Source organism: Vibrio sp. R10-SF1-ISO8 (assembly GCF_059833805.1).
Map to the genome: position 1 here is coordinate 1 of NZ_JCBDHL010000012.1, position 15,180 is coordinate 15,180.

Below are 15,180 nucleotides of genomic sequence, written 5' to 3' on the forward strand. Positions count from 1 at the left end.
ATTGAAAGTGATGAAATAACATTTGTACGACTTTCTAGTGGGTCAAGAGTTAATAATTCACCAAACCCAATACCCCAAGATGAACCTTTGACGTCAATAGACAAACTTCCATTCCTAGGTTGCCCGCCATGGTAATACTTAACACACTCAACATAATCTTGAGGCAAGTTGAACTGAACTATTATTGAAACGCTTTCGATTAATTCGTCTCTCAAAGGCTGGTGGTCTTCTTCGAAGATCAACCATTCATTTTCATTACCCAAGTGTTAATCCTCCTTTAGGGGTATAACAGTTCTTAGCCAGAACCATTCTGCTATTAACTACCGAACAATTCTGTATTTCCTGATATTAAACTACAACCATATCTCAAATAACTGAAAACTAACAGTTACTTATCTTCATAGTTGCGCAAGTAAACACGCAAAAGCAAGAATATCTATATACAGCCTGCCTTACTCTGCCAAAATAAAAATATTGTATAAATAAACAGGTATTTAACTATGAAAAGATCGCCGTTCTTGGCGTACATCCGTGACTATATGCTAGGTAGGAACTATGCCCTTCGCACCGTTGAGGCGTATGTTTACTGGATCCACCAATATATAATCTTTCATGGTAAACAACACCCAAAAGAACTGGGCACTCAAGACGTAGAAAACTTCTTGAGCCACTTGGTATCGCAAAAGGGCATCGCGCAAAAAACACAGAGCCTAGCACTCAACGCGTTGGTGTTTCTCCATAAAGAAATCATCCACCAGCCCGTCGAACCCGACATGCAATTTAGACGATCCGATAAATCTCGCAAATTGCCTACTGTGCTCACTCAAGCGGAAGTAAGAAGGCTATTTTCTCAATGCTCGCCCAAATACAAACTCCCTCTCCAGCTTATGTATGGTTCGGGGTTAAGATTAATGGAGTGCGTCCGCCTTAGAGTGCAAGATATCGATTATCAGTATAAATCGATAAGGATTTGGCAAGGCAAAGGAGGGAAAAATCGAGTCGTAACGTTAGCGCCTGAGTTATTTGAAGACCTAAAGCAACAACAGCAAATTTCGTTGCGCTATTATCAGCAAGACATTAACAACAAAGAATTTTCAGGAAGCTACTTATCTGAATCACTCGCTAGAAAGTACCCCAATGCCGAAATGAGTTTTAACTGGCAATACCTTTTCCCATCTGAGCGTTTGTCCCCTGACCCGCGTAACGACAAAAAACGCAGACATCATATTCACCATACATCTCTACAAAAGCACATAAAAGTCGCATCGAAACAAGCCGAAATTGGCAAAGATATCTCTTGCCATACCTTAAGACATTCGTTTGCTACTCACCTACTAGAAAGTGGAGCGGACATTAGAACAGTCCAAGAACAGCTAGGCCACTCAGATGTGAAAACAACGCAAATTTATACTCACATCCTTGATAGAGGTGCGAACGGAGTTAAAAGCCCTCTATCAAGTATTTTCGACTAATTTGAATATAAAAAGTTAATATGGAGTTTGCGTTACACTCCCATTCCAACAACACTATTCTATCCATGATTACACTTTTGGTAACTTAGATTGGTACAGCTAAGCTTACATTGTAAAGTTTGCTTAGGGGTTGCAGCGAGTGATACGAAGGCAAACTTCAGTTCGTTGATGGCCTCAGCTTCTTAAAAAGCGCCAATATTCAGTTTATTAATACATTAAAATGACTTTGATAAAAAACAAAAAGCGAGCACTAGGCTCGCTTTTTAAGTCATGTTTCGTTCGCTTAAAGCAGTTCAACCGACTGCTGTGCGATGACAAACTCTTCGTTAGTTGGGATAACCATCGCGACTGCGCCAAGCAATTCTGATGTCGCGATAACGCCTGCGTTACCAAAACGAGCCTTTTCATTGCCTTTTTCGTTTTCAACAAAACCGAGCAGCTTAAGGTTGTTTAGAATTTCGCGGCGAATGTCTAACGAGTTTTCACCAATACCGCCGGTGAAGATAACCGCATCTAGGCTGCTTAAAGGAATCATGTAAGACCCGATGTATTTCGCAACGCGGTAGGTAAATACTTCGAATGCTAGCTTCGCACCTTCATGGCCTTCAGCCATGGCTTCTAGGATACCGCGAGCATCAGATGTTAGGCCAGAAACACCTAAGAAACCTGATTTCTTGTTTAGAGTTTCAAAGACTTTCTCAGTCGTCCAACCTTTCTTGATTAGGAACTCGATAACACCTGGGTCTAAATCACCCGAACGAGTACCCATCATTAGACCCGCAAGTGGTGTAAAGCCCATTGAAGTATCAACAGATTCGCCGTTTGCAATAGCACAAACAGAAGCACCGTTACCAAGGTGAACAGAGATGAAGTTAGACTCTTCAACAGGTTTGTCTAGCATCTTCGCCGCTTCACGGCTAACGAAGTAATGACTAGTGCCGTGGAAACCGTATCGGCGGATACCATATTCTTTATACAGCTCGTTAGAAATTGCACCAGTGAACGCCTTCTGAGGCATAGTTTGGTGGAACGCAGTGTCGAATACAGCAAATTGAGGAAGGCTTGGGAAAGCTTGCATAGAAGCTTTAATTCCTTTTGCGCCTGCTGGGTTGTGGAGCGGCGCCAGATCAGACAGATTCTCAATTTCTGTAAGTACTTCGTCATTAATACGAACTGTAGAAGTAAACTTCTCCCCGCCATGTACGATACGGTGGCCCACGGCAACTAAATCTTTTGTGAAACCAAGAGTATCCATTAACGCAACGATTCGGTTAATAGCGTGCTGGTGGTGGTTATCAGGCGCATCAATCGCCTCTTCAGTTTTTTCGCCGTTGTACTTCCAGCTAATGACTGCCTCTGGCAAGCCAAAGCATTCGCCTAAGCCACTGACAATTGCGTCACCAGACTTAGAGTCAATTACAGCAAATTTTAATGAAGAGCTACCAGAGTTAATGACCAGCACAAACGAGTTCGACATGGATTTGTTCCTGTTTCAGACTGTGAGATTGAAGCGTTACGCTTCTATATTGTTGTTGTGCACATTATTCAATATTTTTTGAATCTTTCAACTTTTATTGGTCTTTTTAAACAAATCAAACAAACTTTTGTTGATCTATCGCAATAGTGGATTTATTTCACACTAAAAAATTAATGTTAATTTTATTACTAACAAGAACACACTACACTTTAGTTACGCCCGAGCTTATGCAATCTGTGTGAGCGAGGTACACGCATCACTTAGTAACCATTCGACGAGAGGTAGTTTTGTATACGCTAGCAATCAGTTTGGTGCTTATTGGCCTCTGCCTGCTTTTGGCGGGTTTGAAAACTGCAACAAAGATCTGTAAGCAGACAAAACATGCCGGTTGGCGCTGGCTTTACTGCTTGATTGTCAGCTTTGTCATTGGCTATTCCTTTGTGCTGATGTCGTTAGTCGCAGAACAAACAATCAGCCCGATTTTGCTCGGGTTGAGCGCTATACTTTTCTGCGGCAGTATTTTCGTTTACACCGTCGTTTCCTATAGCTTCACCACGATAGTTCAACTTAAAACATTAGTCAGACAAGAAAAGTACAACGCTCTGCATGATCCTCTAACCAATTTGCCTAATCGTAAACACTGTATTGAAACAATAGAGCTTTTAATTGAGAACGATAAACCTTTTGACCTTATGCTTCTGGATGTAGTGAATTTCAAGCAAGTCAACGATGGCATGGGACATTTCTGCGGTGATCAACTTCTGGTACAAATAGGACAACGTATTAGTTCACTACTAGAGAAAGGGGATTTTGTAGCGCGAATAGGTGGTGACGAGTTCATCGTTATCACCCCGCTTCGTCCAGAGTTAGACATAAAACATGCAGCAAAGAGAATTAACCAGGAGCTTCATCTCCCCTTCTCCGTTGATGGTTTTGAACTCACCTCCAGCGCAAGCATAGGAATTAGTCAGTTTCCTATGCATGGTTCTGATGCTGAGCAAATGATCAATGCATCAGACATTGCTATGTACTGGGCAAAAAAAGCAGGAAGACCTTTTGCGATATACGATGACAGCATGAGCCAAGGAGCAAGACGAAAACTCGAAATCTCTAGAAACATCGATAAGGCCCTAGAAGACAACGAATTTCAAATTTACTATCAACCTATCGTATGCAGCGTACATGGCGTTGTTAGTGGATACGAAGCACTTATTCGCTGGATTACTAAAGATGGGACAACCATTAGCCCGATAGATTTCATACCCATCGCCGAACACAGCAATAAAATTACTTCAATTACTTCTTGGGTACTCGATCAAGTTACTCAGGATATCAAAACATTCGAAGCACAGGGCATACGCTACCCTATACACGTCAACCTTTCAGCTAAGGACTTAATGGGCTCCAAACTTGAAGCAAAACTGCTAGATCTGATCGAGGGCAACAACAACGTTACCAGTTCAATCGTTTTAGAAATCACTGAAAGCACTGCCATCAATCGGCTGAGAAGCCCCGAAAAGCTCTTAGAGAACATCCGAAAGCTCGGTTTTAAGATCAGTCTAGATGATTTTGGGACCGGCTATTCATCGCTTTCGCTTTTAAGGGACTTACCGGTTGATCAAATTAAAATTGACCGTTCTTTTTTATACAAACTTGAAAAAAACGAGCGAAACAGTTCGATCGTAGAGAACGCCATTTCACTCGCTCATGGTCTAGGTTACTCCGTAGTAGCAGAAGGCGTTGAAAATGAAACTGTGCTTGGCATTCTCAAGAGTCAAGGATGTGACTACATACAGGGTTTTTATTATAGCCCTCCATTAGAGATCCATAACGCAATCAATTGGACTCTGTCACATAACCCACCAATTATTTCAGAGCTTGCCAAAGTAAACTAAAAAAGCTGCCCCGAAGGACAGCAAATTGTTCAAAGTTCAAATGGATCAAATAAAGCCAAAAGTTAAGTTAGAACTGGTATGCCGCTGACAGCTTGAAGTTACGGCCAGGCTCATAATCATCCGCGATAATGCCACGAGCATCGCCCGTTTTAGAGGCATGCGATACATAAGCTTCATCAAAGATGTTGTCTATTCCGAACGTAACCGATAGGTCTTCGATATTGGAAGGAATCCACTGAGCATAAAGATTATGGACGTCATAACCTTCCTTCACCGCTTTGCCTTCGAGGACATTGTCTTCTTCTAAAACGACAATCGACGTCCAACCAAATAACACGTCAATCGAATCAGCATGATAATCTAGCGTTAGCGCAATGCTGTCACCAATGTCGATACTTCTGTCATTGGCATCAAGTACCGGACCACCGTTAGTTACATCTTTGTTATCTGAGCGAGAGTATGACAGTTTCGAGTTAAAGGCTTGATATCCATACGTTGCGCTTAACTCAAAACCGGTAAACTCGACGTCCCCTTTGTTATAGATTAAATACCCTTTAGTCGAGCTTTGGTAAGCTTCGGCGATGTAATCGTCAATTTGGGCCTTAAATACGGTTAAATTGGCTCCAAAGAAATGGTCGCTCACTTGCTTGTTAAAGCGAACACCTGCCTGCGTGTTTTGACCCGTTTCGGCTTTAATATCACTCGCTAGATGTGTCGTTGGTTGGTATTTGATAAAGGTTTCAAGCAGCTCTGGGCCTTTGAACAAGCTTCTAGTACTCGCAAATAGAGTCCAGTCATTGGTAACATCCCACTCTGTCGCGAGAGACCACGTAACATCATCAAAGTTCGATGTACCCGTTGTCGCTTTTCGCTTGTAATCATCGTAGCGAACACCCGCAGTCACTGACCAAAAGTCAGTAATGTACATTTGGTTTTCAGCGAAGAAAGCACTATTGATTGCAGATTCGTCGGCGAACACAACGCCGCCATAAATACTCTTACTGGTTTTGTCTATATAATCCAAACCGTAAGTGGCCGTATTATCAAAACGACCAATCTGGTAATCACTTTGAAATTTCGCATTCGCACCCAGGTTTTTATTTTCAGCACTGTTTACTGACAAACGGTCGCCCGGCCAACGGCTAGTCACACCCGATTCATCACGAACAATTTCAGTTTGACTAGAATAAAGCGTGACCTTACCTTTATTAACTTCACCCTTTAGTTCGTAAGATAGAGTAATTGTGTCGCGATCGTAATCCGTTGGAATAGTTTCAGTGCCAGAACGCTCATTGTTTGCTGAGCCAGACCAGTCGGGGCGCGGACTGTAATCACCGCTATCACGATACAGATCGTAAGCAAGCTCAAATCGGTGAAGCCCTGAAGGCTCGTAACCTAGTTTGCCAAGAATGTTATAAGTGTCGCCTTTTACGCCAAAGGTCTCATTACCATTACCATCTTTGAAGTTATCTCTTGAAACCCAGTTTCCATACAGCATGGAATCAAACTTCTCACCCAATAGTCCATAAAATGTTGCCGACCCTTGGTGGCTTGCATTACTCGCGTAGCCCCCATAGACACGCGTACCAAACATTTCGTCTCCACGTAACAGATCTTTCGCGTCTTTGGTTTCAAAGTAGACCGAACCACCAAGACCATTTTGCGTCACTGAGTTGTTCCCCACTTGGATGTCGGCCGACTTAAGAATATCGGGGTTTAAAGTCAGATTACCAATGTGATGAAACATGTTGGCGTGTTGAGATGCGCCATCTAAGCGAATATCTAAGTCGGTTTCGCCAAGACCACGAATGTTGATTCGCTGGTTTACAGAGTGAGTCCCGCCCACATCCACGCCCGGCACATCACGAAGAAGATCCGACATGTGGTCAGCTTGTTTAAGCGACATGTCACTGGCACCGAGCGATTCCGAACTGCTCGATACTTTGGTTCCCCAAACGACAACATCTTCTAAATGAGTAACCTCCTGCGTTAAAGCGCTACTGCTCAGTGCCGAACATACAGCGAGAGTGATTAAAGAGAGGTTGTTGGGGCGATTGGTTACCCTATTCATGCGACTATCCCTAAATGTAAATGATAATAATTCGCACGTATGATATGGTTGTTAGCGAATAACTAAAAGATTAATAGCTTATGCAAAACTGCATAACGCTTATGAGGAACTGCCACATGCCAACTGCTGAACTCAATACGAACAGATTACGCAAAGTAGCCATTACTCAAAAAGTAGAAGAGTCAGAAAAACAGCTGATTATCGGTGAGACTAAACATGGTAAAGCGCCGTTGGTTCAAGGACAGTTTCTTTCGTACAACGTTGCTCAACGCGTCAATATGCATGGTTGTAGAAGTTTGGAGTTACAAGATTCTAATGTGGTTTCTATGGCGCCTTCCTCAGTGATCATAACGGTTCTTTTAGAAGGTAAACTTAGATTTAGCTACGACGACTTAGAGTTTAAGTTGGACTCTAGTCAATGTGGAAAAGTCACTTTGGTTAATCTCAATCAGCCGACTAACTTTCGTCGACAAATCACTAAAGATAATTGTGTGACTAAACTAAATATCATGATGAACCATGATTGGATTCATGCACGCACTAACGACCATTGTCAATTAAGCCAATTCACCGCCAATCACAAGAACTTCCTTCAATTTGATGTGACCCCAGAGATAGAAAGCTTGGTAACACGCGCGATTAACCTTTATCAAGCAAGTTCATTTGTTGAAAAAATCGCACTGGAATCAATCGCATTTCAGATTATGGAATCTGTTTTTGGCAGGTTAGACACTGAAGATTTTTGCACAAAAGAAACAAACAGAGCTACAGGTACTCCTTCATCGATTGAAGATATTGTCTGTTATATAGAATCGCATTTAGGCGATCCGCTATCTGTCGATCTCGTCGCCGAGCATTTCGCTATGAGTAGCTCTAATCTACAACGCAAATTTAAACAACAGCTTGGAGTGACTGTCAGCGGTTTTATTCGCAAGCGTCGTCTTGATGTGGCGAAACAGCATTTGGAACGTGGCTTAGTGACGATTACGGAAGCAGCCTACGAAGCAGGGTACAATCACCCCGCAAATTTCACCAACGCCTTCAAAAAAGAGTACGGCATCCCCCCCATTCTCATTGCGACCCAAAATGGCAATATCGCCCATATTCAATCAGCAAAACAAAGACATTAAACCTCAAACATTTACACAAGCTATAAGTAACAAGATGTACATATAAAAACTCCTAATGTAACAACTTATTACACTCACAAGTTATTGTTTTAAAATAACAAAAATATCATTTTAACATTTTATTTTGTTTTGTGACCATTTTGTGAACTTTCGATTTAAAGTCTGCTCATCGTATAAACACGAGCAATGAAAGCCTGATTAAGGCTTAATAATATGGACTTTATCATGAAAAAAACGATTCTAGCGGTTGCTATCGCATCTGTTTCTGCATCTTCTTTTGCTGTTGAGCTATACAACAATGACGGCACTACCTTTTCTATCGGCGGTCACGTTTCTGTAAACGTAAACGATTCTGAAAAAGGCGATGCTGACGTAGGTACTAACTCGCCACGTATCAATTTTAACGCGACTCAAGAGCTAGGCAACGGCTTTACCGCTGACGCTAAAGGCGAATGGGCACTGAACTACCTAAACGGTGGTGAAAATGCGTTTACAACTCGTCTGGGTTACGTTGGTCTTACACACGATTCTTACGGCCGCGCTGTAGTAGGTACTCAGTGGGCACCATACTATGACGTAGCAGGCGTTGCAGATATGCCAGTAGCGTTCGCGAACGACTTTATCTACGACAACCACGGTGCGCTAGGTACAGGTCGTGCGGATAAAATGGTGAGCTACCGCAACGGTTTCGATTTTGACCAAGCTGGCACGCTGTCTTTCGGTCTAGGTTGGCAAGGGACTAACGATGACTTGACTCGTAATGATAGTAACACTGTAACTGGTGGCTTCAAGTATGATGATCGTGTACAAGCAGCTCTAACTTATGCTATCGCGGGTGCTCAATTAGGTTACACCTACAACACGGGCGACTTTGTTGAAGGTACTTCTACGAATAAAGAGAAAGCAAAATCTCATCTAGTATCTGCTAAGTACGGTACTTACGGAAAAGGTATTTACGTAGCGGGTGTTTACGCATCAAATGAAAACATGAATAACAGCGGTACTACTCTACTTGAAGAGAGCACAGCTTATGAAGGTCTAGTATCTTACGCATTTGAAAACAGCCTAAACCTAATCATGAACTATGAGAAGGTTGAAGGTAAAGAATCGAAGTCTTCAGAAGAAGGCACTGCACGCGAAGAGCTAGCGCTTCAAGCTGAGTACAACTTCACGCCTAAGTTTATCGCATACACCGCTTACCAGTTCGATCTAAACGATTCGAACAATGCACTTGTTACTAATGCTAAAGACGCAGCAGATAACAAGTGGCTAATCGGTGCTCGTTACTACCTATAGGCTCTAGATAGCTGTCCAAACTGCTGACCAATTTCAGCACTGCCCGCCTCTAGTAGGTGGGCTTTTTTATGTGTAGCGCTTTAAACTTGATAACAAAAGTAGTAAAAAGATCGCATCTATTTGAGGTATTGCATTTCGACTCTGTTTTGAGGAATGGCTATGAACATTGGTGTTGTCTCCAAGCTGACTGGATTATCAAGTAAATCTATCCGTCTTTATGAAGATAAGGGATTGATTACTGCCCCACTGCGCAGTGAATCCGGTTATCGTGAATATTCGCAGCAACATGTCAATCAACTGAACCTCATCTCTCGAGCTAAAAATGCTGGTTTTTCTCTGGTCGAGTGTAAAGAGTTTGTCCATTTGGCATCTAATCCAAACCGTAAGAGCAGCGAAGTCAAAGCGAAGGCTAAAGAAAAACTCAAAGAGGTAGAGCTAAAGATTCGAGAGCTGAAAGAGATTGAAAAGCAGCTCAAAAGTTGGGTTTCAGCCTGCCCTGGTGATTCTGGCAGTGACTGCCCAATCATTGAAGACTTAACGAAGGAAGAGTAAACCCTCTCCCCCGTCTAGTAAAAGACCTCCGATTTGGAGGTCTTTCAGTTATGGATTGAGCCTTAATAATAAGTGCACATACGTTTACCATCCACTTCAATAATATTGAAAGGGGTCTCGTAAATGCTTTCTAAAATATCAGATTGAATCACTTCTTCAACGCTCCCCTGAGCCACTACCTTACCCTTCTTAAGAGCAATGATTTTGTCTGAATAACAGGCTGCGAAGTTAATATCGTGAATTACAACTACAACGGCTTTCTTCATCTCATGTGCCAGTCTTCCTACATTGCGCATGATCTGTAAAGAGTGTTTGATATCTAGGTTATTCAGTGGCTCGTCTAAAAACACGTAGTCTGTGTCTTGCGCCATGACCATGGCAATAAAAGACAGTTGTCTTTGACCACCACTGAGTTCATCGAGATACTTGTGTTGAATTGCCTCTAAATCAAGGTACTCAATCGCTTTATTGATCACAGTCTGATCTTCATCTGTTAGCTTGCCTTGCGAGTATGGAAAGCGGCCAAAAGCGATCATCTCTCTTACGGTAAAGCGCATGGTGATGTTGTTGGCTTGGCGCAAGACCGCTAGTCTTTTTGCTAACTCCTTGGTATCCCATTGACTAAGCTCTTTACAGTCAATCAGGACTTCCCCTTCATCCTTACTGACTAAGCGACTCGCCATAGAAAGTAAGGTACTTTTTCCTGCCCCATTAGGTCCAATAATCGAAGTGACCTTACCTTTATCGAACTCTGCGCTCGCGCTATCAACCACTTTGGTTTGACCAAACACCTTGGTCAGGCTTTTCATTGAAATCATAATAGACCTACACGATTTTGTTGCGCAGCAACATGGTTAAGAAGTAAATACCGCCAATAAAGTTGATCACGACACTGATCGTGGTCGAAAAGCCAAATAAATTTTCGACTATCCATTGTCCGCTCAATAGAGAGGCGACAGAAAGTAATGAAACACCCACCAGCAGAACTTGGTGCTGAAAAGACTTAAACAGCTCACGTGCTAGGTTGGTTACCAGTAGGCCAAAGAACATGATTGGACCAATCAAGGCAGTCGAAATCGCGATCAGTGCAGCGCTCAACACGAGGACTTGCAACGTCACCTTTTTAACATCAACACCAAGGCTTGTTGCGTTATCTTTATCTAACCAAAACACATCAAGAACTCGGTGTAATCGGTATAAGGCAACACTAATCGCCAGCAACAATGGCGCACAGTAGTAAACCAACTCAACCTTTACATTGTTAAAGCTGGCAAACATATTTGCTTGAACAGAAGCAAAATCATTTGGGTCCATCAGCATAACAAAAAATGACGAGATACTACCAAACAGCTGCCCGAGGATGACCCCAAGCAATAGCAATACCATTAAGTTCTGGCGCTCGCCTCTAAAGTAGAAGCTAAACAGCAATAGCGAGAAGCCTAGCATTACCACAACAGACAAACTGAAGTTGAAGTATGCGTTCAAGGCAAAGCTACTCATGCCACCAAAAATCACCACAACCAAAACTTGAGTAAACATATACAGGGAATCAAAACCCATAATGCTCGGTGTTAAGATACGGTTGTGAGTGATTGTCTGGAACACCAGTGCCGATTGACCAATCGCAATACCAGCGATAATCATAGCCAGCACTTTGGGGACTCGACGAGACAGAAAATATTGATAGTTGTCGGCATTCAAGCCAATACCAATAAACAGAAAGCAAAATACCAGTGCAATGATCGCTAGCCCGATAAGTTTGGTTCTATCAAGCATGCTTTTGCCCCTTAAGAATAAAGAAGATAAACACCGCTCCGCCAAGAATACTGATAATGGTAGAGATAGGGATTTCGTAAGGGAAAATAATCAATCGACCAGCTAAGTCACAACAAAGAACAATCAGTGCACCGAGAATGGCGGTTAAAGGAATGTTTTTACGCAAGTTGTCACCAAAGAAACGACTCACGAGGTTAGGAACAATCAAGCCTAAAAATGGCAGCATGCCCACGATCATCACGACCGTCGCAGACATCACAGACACCAGTAAAACGCCAATGACTAATACTTGCTGATAGTTCAAACCAAGGTTGGTCGCAAAGTCTTTACCTAGCCCTACTGCCGAGATCCTTGCAGCATACAAGTAACTGAAGATAGCCACAGGAATCGCGATGTAGAGCAACTCGTAGTCACCCTGTAACAAATTGGCGAAGTTTGCCACTGTCCAGCTAGAGAGGTTTTGCAACGCATCGTATTTGTAGGCGATGAATGTCGCTAATGAGTCGACGACGTTACCAAAAATAATTCCTACTAAAGGAACAAAGATAGCGTTTTTAAACTGGATGCGGTTAATGAACTGAACAAACAGCAGTGTACCTGCCATAGATACACCGAAAATTAGCCACAGTTGAGAACCATTGCCGAACAAAACTAAACTCAATACGTAACCTAACATGGCACATTCGATGGTGCCTGAAGTCGACGGAGACGCGAATCGGTTTTGGCTAATTTGCTGCATAATAAGACCAGCGATACTCAATCCTGCACCCGCCAGTAACACCGCAACGAGACGAGGGATTCTACTCGTCCAAAACAGATGCCAACTATTAGGATCGCCAGCCAACAAAGAAGCGAGATTTAGCTGCCCCACTCCCACAAACAGTGACGCGATACTCAAGATTATCAGCGCCAACAATAACTTTTTCACTTGCTTTTCTCTTTAGCACAAAAGCCTCAAGCACAAAAATGCTTGAGGCCGTTGTTTATAATTCTTCTGTTCTGTTAGTTGACCGCTGATGCTGACTTAACGTCTTCTATCATCTGTTCTGTCGCGCGCATACCTGCGATAGATAGATACCAAGCGTTGATGTCTAAGTAAGCCAGCTTCTTGTTTTGGTAAGCATCTGTTGCTTTAACCAGATCATTTTCGAAGTCGCGCTTAACCGTGCTACCTTTACCTTTATTGATCAGGATATCTTTGTCGATGACGAGTAAGGTTGATGGGTTCTTCTCACGAATGAACTCATAAGAGACAAGGTCACCATGACGGCTTTCTTTGATACCCTTAACGGTCTCTTTAAAACCAAAGTCTTTATAGATAGCAGAAAAACGCGATTGAGCACCAAAGGCAGTGATGTTACCACCAGCACTCATTACCGTTAGTGCGTCAACATCGTTTTTATCGTTGGACGCGCTGATTGCTTTGAATTCTTTGTCCAGTTGTTCAATCTTAGACTCAACAAATTCTTGTTTCTCAAACACTTCACCAAGATTACGCCATTGTTCTTGGGTACTCTGCCAATAACCTTTCTTTGAATCCGCAGCGAAAACGATCGTCGGAGCGATCTCTGTTAGCTCTTTGTATTTCGCAGCACCGCGCGAACCAACAATGATCAAGTCTGGTTTCTGGGTATAGATTGTTTCGAAGTCTGGTTCATGAAGGCTGCCCGCGGAAACGAATTTATAATCACGGTACTCAGCCAAATAATCAGGGAACATGCTGACCGTTGACACCGCTACAGGCTCAATACCGAACGCTTTTACTGTATCTAGCGCGCCTAGTCCGATCACGACAACGCGTTCTGGGCTAGATTCTAGTTTGGTTGTCCCTTGAGCGTGTTCAATTTCAACCATTTTTGCGTTAGCACCGAATGCTAATAATCCTGTGGCTAATGCCAGTGCAGACAACTTCATTGTTAGACTCCATAATTACAAATGCAATGCATTATCATTTAGATTCATAATTCTGTCATCAGCAATTTACGTTTTTTACACTTATCAAATTGATGTAAAGAATATTGGTGGCAAACTGAAAAGAAAAGGAGCGAGTTGGCTCCTTTCAACAATGGAAGAATAACTGCTAGAAGAAATCTATTGATGAGCGGCCATTGCCAGTTTTCTTTGCTGGCTTAGAGTCTTTGTTAGTCGATTGCGACGACTTATCTTTTGACGGCTTGCGACTTCTTGAACTCGCCTGCTTAGTAGGCTTTTCTTCCTTCTTAGGCTTAACTTCAGGCTCAGTCACGGGCGCATCACATACTACAACATAGTATTCTTGGTTGAACTCAAAAAAATCGCCATCATACAGCTTACGACGTTTACGAGTTTCCAGTTCGCCGTTAACGGCAACATAGCCTTCAGCAATCAGGTGCTTTGCTTCACCACCACCTCCAACAAGGTTGGCTATTTTGAATACCTTATACAACTCTATTGGCTGCGATGAGACTTCGATACCAATCGCTTCGATTTCGATCTCTTCACCTTGTTCGTAATCTTGGTCCATACGATGCCTTTTGGTCTTTCTAAAGAAAAAACAGAGTCTAATCTCAATATCTCTATAAATAAACTAAAGTTAGTAATAAGTATAAGATACAAATAAGGTTCAACGTCGTGAAATGGTCTTTGCTACCGTTACTGTTTCTACTAAGTAGTGCCTGTATGGCTTATCACCCTCCCACTAACGTCGTTATCTACGGTGATGACGCTTACCCCCCATACAGCTACATAGAAAATGGGGAAGCAAAAGGCATTTACACTGAAATACTGCAGGCGGTGTTTGAAGAAATGCCCAAGTACCGTATCAAAATTACCTTGGTACCATGGAAGCGGGGCCTTAAACTACTTGAGGTCGGAGAGGGGTTTGCACTTTACCCTCCCTACTTCTACACAGATAAACGCCCTTACATATTCCCCTACTCGATCCCCATCTTAAACGAAGAAGTCGTGGTTTACTGCCAACCAGACAGCGTAGCAAATCGAAAGCTAAAGAGTTGGCCCGCTGATTACCTTGGGCTAACCATCGGTATCAATGAAGCGTTTGCGCTTGGAGGAACAGAATTTTGGGAAGCCGTTAAGCAAGGAAAAATCCTATTAAAAGAAGCCAAGGGCAATCGAGCCAACATACTAAACTTGTATAAAAACCGAATTGACTGCTACATCAATGATCGGCTCTCTATTCTATGGGAAATCAAGCTGCTTACTGAGGAGGGAGTTGTTAAACCTAACTGGGAGTTGACGTTGGGCACTTCGATTAGCGGTGAGCAAGGCTACTTAGGGTTTACCAAGACATCCCCTGACAAGTACCCCTACAAGTCACACTTTGTTGAGCGGTTTAACCAGACTTTAAAGCAACTTCAGAAAGACGGTACGGTTGACAAAATCATGTCCAAGTATCTACAAAATAACAATTAACTGACTTCTCTTACACTCACCTGACACACTTTCCACGTTGGAAAATTTGCTTTTCCGCCTTTTCCGTCGGGAATCCCTTACATTGCACACCTCACGCAAA

At 42.6% G+C, this 15,180-nt stretch carries 14 protein-coding genes; 6 read left to right on the forward strand and 8 right to left on the reverse strand.

Features of this window, described 5'->3' with window-relative positions; genetic code table 11:
* Positions 1-263, reverse strand: a 263-nt coding sequence (locus AC6R00_RS09380; RefSeq protein ID WP_500640197.1) for an SMI1/KNR4 family protein, incomplete at its 3' end; no start/stop codon positions are given.
* Between the two features lie 237 nt (positions 264-500).
* On the opposite strand from AC6R00_RS09380, the gene AC6R00_RS09385 reads away from it, so the two are divergent.
* Positions 501-1,472, forward strand: a complete 972-nt coding sequence (locus AC6R00_RS09385) for an integron integrase (RefSeq protein WP_500640198.1) — start codon at positions 501-503, stop codon at positions 1,470-1,472.
* A 283-nt stretch (positions 1,473-1,755) separates the two neighbouring features.
* Here AC6R00_RS09385 and AC6R00_RS09390 read toward each other — a convergent pair whose 3' ends face one another.
* Complete coding sequence (locus AC6R00_RS09390) at positions 1,756-2,949, reverse strand: acetate/propionate family kinase (RefSeq protein ID WP_500640199.1); 1,194 nt, start codon at positions 2,947-2,949, stop codon at positions 1,756-1,758.
* A 287-nt stretch (positions 2,950-3,236) separates the two neighbouring features.
* On the opposite strand from AC6R00_RS09390, the gene AC6R00_RS09395 reads away from it, so the two are divergent.
* Positions 3,237-4,844 (forward strand): putative bifunctional diguanylate cyclase/phosphodiesterase, encoded by a 1,608-nt coding sequence (locus tag AC6R00_RS09395; protein WP_500640200.1) that lies wholly within the window; start codon positions 3,237-3,239, stop codon positions 4,842-4,844.
* A gap of 67 nt (positions 4,845-4,911) precedes the next feature.
* Here the strand turns inward: AC6R00_RS09395 and AC6R00_RS09400 are convergent, their stop codons facing one another.
* The gene (locus tag AC6R00_RS09400; protein ID WP_500640201.1) at positions 4,912-6,915 is read right to left on the reverse strand and encodes a TonB-dependent siderophore receptor; all 2,004 of its coding nucleotides are present in this window, start codon (positions 6,913-6,915) and stop codon (positions 4,912-4,914) included.
* A gap of 116 nt (positions 6,916-7,031) precedes the next feature.
* Between AC6R00_RS09400 and AC6R00_RS09405 the strand changes: the two genes are divergently transcribed.
* From AC6R00_RS09405 to cueR, 3 genes are all read left to right on the forward strand, one after another.
* Entirely contained in the window at positions 7,032-8,045 is a 1,014-nt protein-coding gene (locus AC6R00_RS09405) for an AraC family transcriptional regulator (RefSeq protein WP_500640202.1), read from the forward strand.
* A 225-nt stretch (positions 8,046-8,270) separates the two neighbouring features.
* Positions 8,271-9,341: a porin gene (locus tag AC6R00_RS09410; RefSeq protein WP_500640203.1), complete on the forward strand. Its 1,071-nt coding sequence runs from the start codon at positions 8,271-8,273 to the stop codon at positions 9,339-9,341.
* 159 nt (positions 9,342-9,500) lie between these two features.
* Entirely contained in the window at positions 9,501-9,893 is a 393-nt protein-coding gene (gene cueR, locus AC6R00_RS09415; protein ID WP_500640204.1) for a Cu(I)-responsive transcriptional regulator, read from the forward strand.
* 62 nt (positions 9,894-9,955) lie between these two features.
* On the opposite strand, the gene vctC is transcribed toward cueR, so the two are convergent.
* The 5 genes from vctC to AC6R00_RS09440 form a co-directional block, all read right to left on the reverse strand.
* Entirely contained in the window at positions 9,956-10,711 is a 756-nt protein-coding gene (gene vctC, locus AC6R00_RS09420) for an iron chelate ABC transporter ATP-binding protein VctC (RefSeq protein WP_500640205.1), read from the reverse strand.
* A 7-nt stretch (positions 10,712-10,718) separates the two neighbouring features.
* Complete coding sequence (gene vctG, locus AC6R00_RS09425) at positions 10,719-11,669, reverse strand: iron chelate uptake ABC transporter permease subunit VctG (protein ID WP_500640206.1); 951 nt, start codon at positions 11,667-11,669, stop codon at positions 10,719-10,721.
* Positions 11,662-12,597: an iron chelate uptake ABC transporter permease subunit VctD gene (gene vctD / locus AC6R00_RS09430; RefSeq protein ID WP_500640207.1), complete on the reverse strand. Its 936-nt coding sequence runs from the start codon at positions 12,595-12,597 to the stop codon at positions 11,662-11,664. Before vctD ends, vctG begins: the two co-directional genes overlap by 8 nt.
* 74 nt (positions 12,598-12,671) lie before the next feature.
* The gene (locus tag AC6R00_RS09435; protein ID WP_500640208.1) at positions 12,672-13,583 is read right to left on the reverse strand and encodes a siderophore ABC transporter substrate-binding protein; all 912 of its coding nucleotides are present in this window, start codon (positions 13,581-13,583) and stop codon (positions 12,672-12,674) included.
* Positions 13,584-13,749: 166 nt separating this feature from the next.
* Positions 13,750-14,172 (reverse strand): RNA-binding S4 domain-containing protein, encoded by a 423-nt coding sequence (locus tag AC6R00_RS09440; protein WP_500640209.1) that lies wholly within the window; start codon positions 14,170-14,172, stop codon positions 13,750-13,752.
* Between the two features lie 155 nt (positions 14,173-14,327).
* Here AC6R00_RS09440 and AC6R00_RS09445 point away from each other — a divergent pair, with 155 nt between their 5' ends.
* The gene (locus AC6R00_RS09445) at positions 14,328-15,080 is read left to right on the forward strand and encodes a substrate-binding periplasmic protein (RefSeq protein ID WP_500640403.1); all 753 of its coding nucleotides are present in this window, start codon (positions 14,328-14,330) and stop codon (positions 15,078-15,080) included.
* Positions 15,081-15,180 lie beyond the last annotated feature (100 nt).

Coding starts and splice junctions, on each gene's coding strand:
- AC6R00_RS09435 (WP_500640208.1), bottom strand. CDS start 13,583: ATGAAGTTGTCTGCACTGGCATTAGCCACAGGATTATTAGCATTCGGT.
- AC6R00_RS09405 (WP_500640202.1), top strand. CDS start 7,032: ATGCCAACTGCTGAACTCAATACGAACAGATTACGCAAAGTAGCCATT.
- vctC (WP_500640205.1), bottom strand. CDS start 10,711: ATGATTTCAATGAAAAGCCTGACCAAGGTGTTTGGTCAAACCAAAGTG.
- AC6R00_RS09410 (WP_500640203.1), top strand. CDS start 8,271: ATGAAAAAAACGATTCTAGCGGTTGCTATCGCATCTGTTTCTGCATCT.
- AC6R00_RS09385 (WP_500640198.1), top strand. CDS start 501: ATGAAAAGATCGCCGTTCTTGGCGTACATCCGTGACTATATGCTAGGT.
- cueR (WP_500640204.1), top strand. CDS start 9,501: ATGAACATTGGTGTTGTCTCCAAGCTGACTGGATTATCAAGTAAATCT.
- AC6R00_RS09390 (WP_500640199.1), bottom strand. CDS start 2,949: ATGTCGAACTCGTTTGTGCTGGTCATTAACTCTGGTAGCTCTTCATTA.
- AC6R00_RS09445 (WP_500640403.1), top strand. CDS start 14,328: ATGGCTTATCACCCTCCCACTAACGTCGTTATCTACGGTGATGACGCT.
- AC6R00_RS09400 (WP_500640201.1), bottom strand. CDS start 6,915: ATGAATAGGGTAACCAATCGCCCCAACAACCTCTCTTTAATCACTCTC.
- vctG (WP_500640206.1), bottom strand. CDS start 11,669: ATGCTTGATAGAACCAAACTTATCGGGCTAGCGATCATTGCACTGGTA.
- AC6R00_RS09440 (WP_500640209.1), bottom strand. CDS start 14,172: ATGGACCAAGATTACGAACAAGGTGAAGAGATCGAAATCGAAGCGATT.